General features: G+C 32.3%; 1 protein-coding gene. It reads right to left on the bottom strand.

The window, feature by feature from the left end; genetic code table 11:
• Nucleotides 1–318: 318 nt before the first annotated feature.
• Entirely contained in the window at nucleotides 319–3,318 is a 3,000-nt protein-coding gene (locus CD118_RS10005) for a fibrinogen-binding adhesin SdrG C-terminal domain-containing protein (protein ID WP_060830068.1), read from the bottom strand.
• Between the last annotated feature and the right edge of the window lie 152 nt (nucleotides 3,319–3,470).

The following is a 3,470-nucleotide window of genomic DNA, read 5'->3' as shown; positions in this document are numbered from 1 at the left end:
GATATATACAATACATGGTTTTCTACCATTTAGTAATTAACTATTAATTAACTATTCATAAATATTTATCATCATTATTAATTGAATTTAATGATTTTGAGAAATATTCATCATTTCTTTTAGCTTATGAATTCGCTTTATCAGTAGCAACAATAAAATAATAATGAACTCTCTTTACTTCCTACACATTAATTTCGAATTAAGAATTCTATATTCATATCACTTTCCATAAATTAAACAACAAAAAAGAGCCCGTTTAAAGCGAACTCTTTTTGCTTAAAACCTTATTCAAAAGATTTATTTCATACAAATACAATACTATTTTGTATGATGATTATTTTTTCTGCGACGTAGAAGTAACAGTCCAAATACGCCAATCATAGTACCTAAAACAACAGGAGTTTGATTTGCTTTTCCTTGTCCAGTAATTGGTAATGCTTTTTCATCAGTAGTACTATTTTGATTTTCTTTTGCATCTTCTGCTTGATTAATCTGTGATTTTTGATTTTCTGTTTGAACCATGGCTTCAGATTGATTAGTTTTCTTCGCCTGGCCACTAGTCATTGTAGTCTGTTTTGAAACAGATGACACTGTCTCTAAATCTTTAGGCGCCACTGGTGTTTTTGGATCATTAGCTGTTATGTTTTCCATTGGTGGTGAAGAAGGATGCGGTTGATTTGGATTTATTTCTTTATCCTCTTGTGGTGTCGGTGATTCTGGTTGATTTGGCTGAGTTTCTTCATTCACTGGTGGTGTTGGCATTTCTGGATCCATCGGTGTTATTTCCTCATCTGTAGGTGGCATAGGCGGTACGTTATCTTGAGGCGTGAACTCACGATCAACAGGTGGTTGCGGTTGATCTGGTGTTACAGTATCCTCTTCAAACGTTTGTTCACCTTGATGCTGACCACTGATTTGTGGTTGTGTGTCTTCAGTAATATCTACCGGACTGTGACCACCTTGTTGGATAACATCTTTATCTTCTTCTGTGTCTTCTTCAAATGTTTGATTGCCTGGATTCATTCCACCTTCATTTGGCAACGTTGTATCTTCGACTATTTCTTGACTTGAGCCAATTTGGTATACAGGTTTGTCCTCATCTGTATCTTCTTCAAATGTTTGATTGTCTGAATTCATTCCACCTTCATTTGGCAACGTTGTATCTTCGACTATTTCTTGACTTGAGCCAATTTGGTATACAGGTTTATCATCTTCTGTATCCTCTTCAAATGTTTGATTATCTGAATTTGTTCCATTTTCAGTTCCTAATTGACTATTTGTATCAATAAAATGATTTTCGTCAATTTCTTCAGTTTCTGTGTAACCACTATCTCCGCTTTCTAAGCCTAAACCACTTATTTCATTGTACTCGCCATTTTCAGTAATTTCTTCAATAGGTCCTTTAGCTTGACCACTCACATTAGGATTCAACGTATCTTCTAATTCAACTAGATTATTTTCAGTTGTGTATTCTTTTGTATCTTCAACTGTAGTATGGTCAGTCACAGCACCTGTCACAATACCTTTAGCTGTATCTTCATCATATTCAACGACATTTGATATATGTTGACTTTCACTGCCACCTGGATTTGTTTCTTCTTCAAACTCTACAACATCTGAATGATGTTCTGAATTCTCATGTGTTGATTCTGAAATTTCGATTGGATTAGAGTCTTCTACAGTTTCAGTATAGTCATAGCCACCATCTCCGAAATCTTGACCAGATTGACTTTCAAAAACAATTGGTTTACTGTCTTCACTTTCTTCTAAAACACCCTTTGCTTCATATCTTTCGGGTTCAGGTGATGTATTCATATCAATTATTATTGGTAAGCTTTGCTCAATTAATGGTTCGACAGGTTTGTCTTTACCTGAGCCTTTTGCATTATTTGAATAAAAAGCTACTCCGTTATCCCATGTTAAACTTTTATTTGTATAGTAATAGTAATTATAATTATTGTAACCACTCAAGACAGTTCTAAAGTTTAAATCACTATTCATAGATTTAAAATGCGATTCATAATCTATTAAGTAAGTATCGTTACCAATATTAGGAATTTGGAGTGTGTAATCACCATTATTGTAGATATTTAAAGAAACTTTTGATGTAACATCTTCAAAATTAGATTGGTCACTGAAATCTGCATAAACACTTTCTGCTATTTTTTCTGTTCCCTTATACTTATAAACTTTTATAATTGGTTGTTTATTTAGTTCAGGAGAACCAACAGTAATTTTCCCGTAAATTGTTCCAGCTTGAATATTCTTTTTATATTGATTTATATATGCTAAATGTTTAAAAGTTGTTTTATCTTTATCTATTTCATATATTCTTCCATTAACATTAACATTTTTACTATCCTTAACGCCCTCTAGATATAAAATATTGAATGAATCACTAGTCTCTTTATCTCCTAATGTTGAAGAAACTTTTTGCACACCTGAATACTTTACTTTTTGTGGATTAATGAATAAGTTTATAGATAAATTCGCATTTAAATCACTCTTATTTATAACATAATCGCTGAAGTGGTATCTTACATGTCCTTCACCTATAATTTGTCCAATCGCAATTGTTTGTTCATTAGCATCTTTTATAACAGGAACTTTTCGTACAATAGATACTCCATGTGTATCAACATTATCACTTAATTTAAAATCAAAATAGTCTCCTACTTTAATGCCTTCTTTAAATTTCAATTCATAATTTAAAGTAAGTCTTTCAGCATTATGTGGATTTACAGTTTTATTTTGATCTTTCCCCGTAATAGAACTGTTTACTACTTCTACTTTATTCGTAACGTCTTGACCTTGTTGGGTATTGTTATAAGTTGTAGCCCTTATTTGCGTTGATGTGGATTTTTGTGTTTCTGCGCTCTTTGGTGTAGTGGGTGCTGTTAATGATTGAGGTGCAGTTTGATTCTGATTTGCAGGTTTCCCCTCACCTGTTTCTTCAGATTTTGTCTCAGATGCTTCAACTGTTTTATTCGAAGGCACTTGCTCTTGTGCTTCTACTTTAACAGGTTGTACTGAAACAGCATTCACTTCTGATTGATTTTCACTTTGGCTTTGTTGATTTTCTGCTTGTAGTTTTAAATCTTGGTTTTGCTCTTGCTCTATATTTACTTGTTCTGCAGTATTTTCATCTATTTCACTATTATCTTCATTTCTATTCCCTATTGTATTTTGCTTTCTAACATCTTCTGCGGCTTCAGCTTCATGATGATGACCGATTCCTATAAATACCATAATCCCTAATAAAACCGAGGCAGCACCAAATTTATGCTTTCTAATACCGAATTTTTGAGTTTTTTTCACTAATTTTTTCTCCCTTATAATCAAATGTCTACAATGTTTCAATTGCATTAAGCTGTATTATATAGAGTTAAATATAATCAAGCAATCTATTTGTTTAGATTTAATAAAAAGTTTATCATTTTATAAATAATCAGTAGTTTGCAATCTAATTC

Source organism: Staphylococcus coagulans, assembly GCF_002901995.1.
Taxonomy (GTDB): Bacteria; Bacillota; Bacilli; order Staphylococcales; family Staphylococcaceae; genus Staphylococcus; species Staphylococcus coagulans.
The sequence above is the reverse complement of the archived record's forward strand: the minus strand, read 5'-3'. Positions and strand labels throughout refer to the sequence as shown.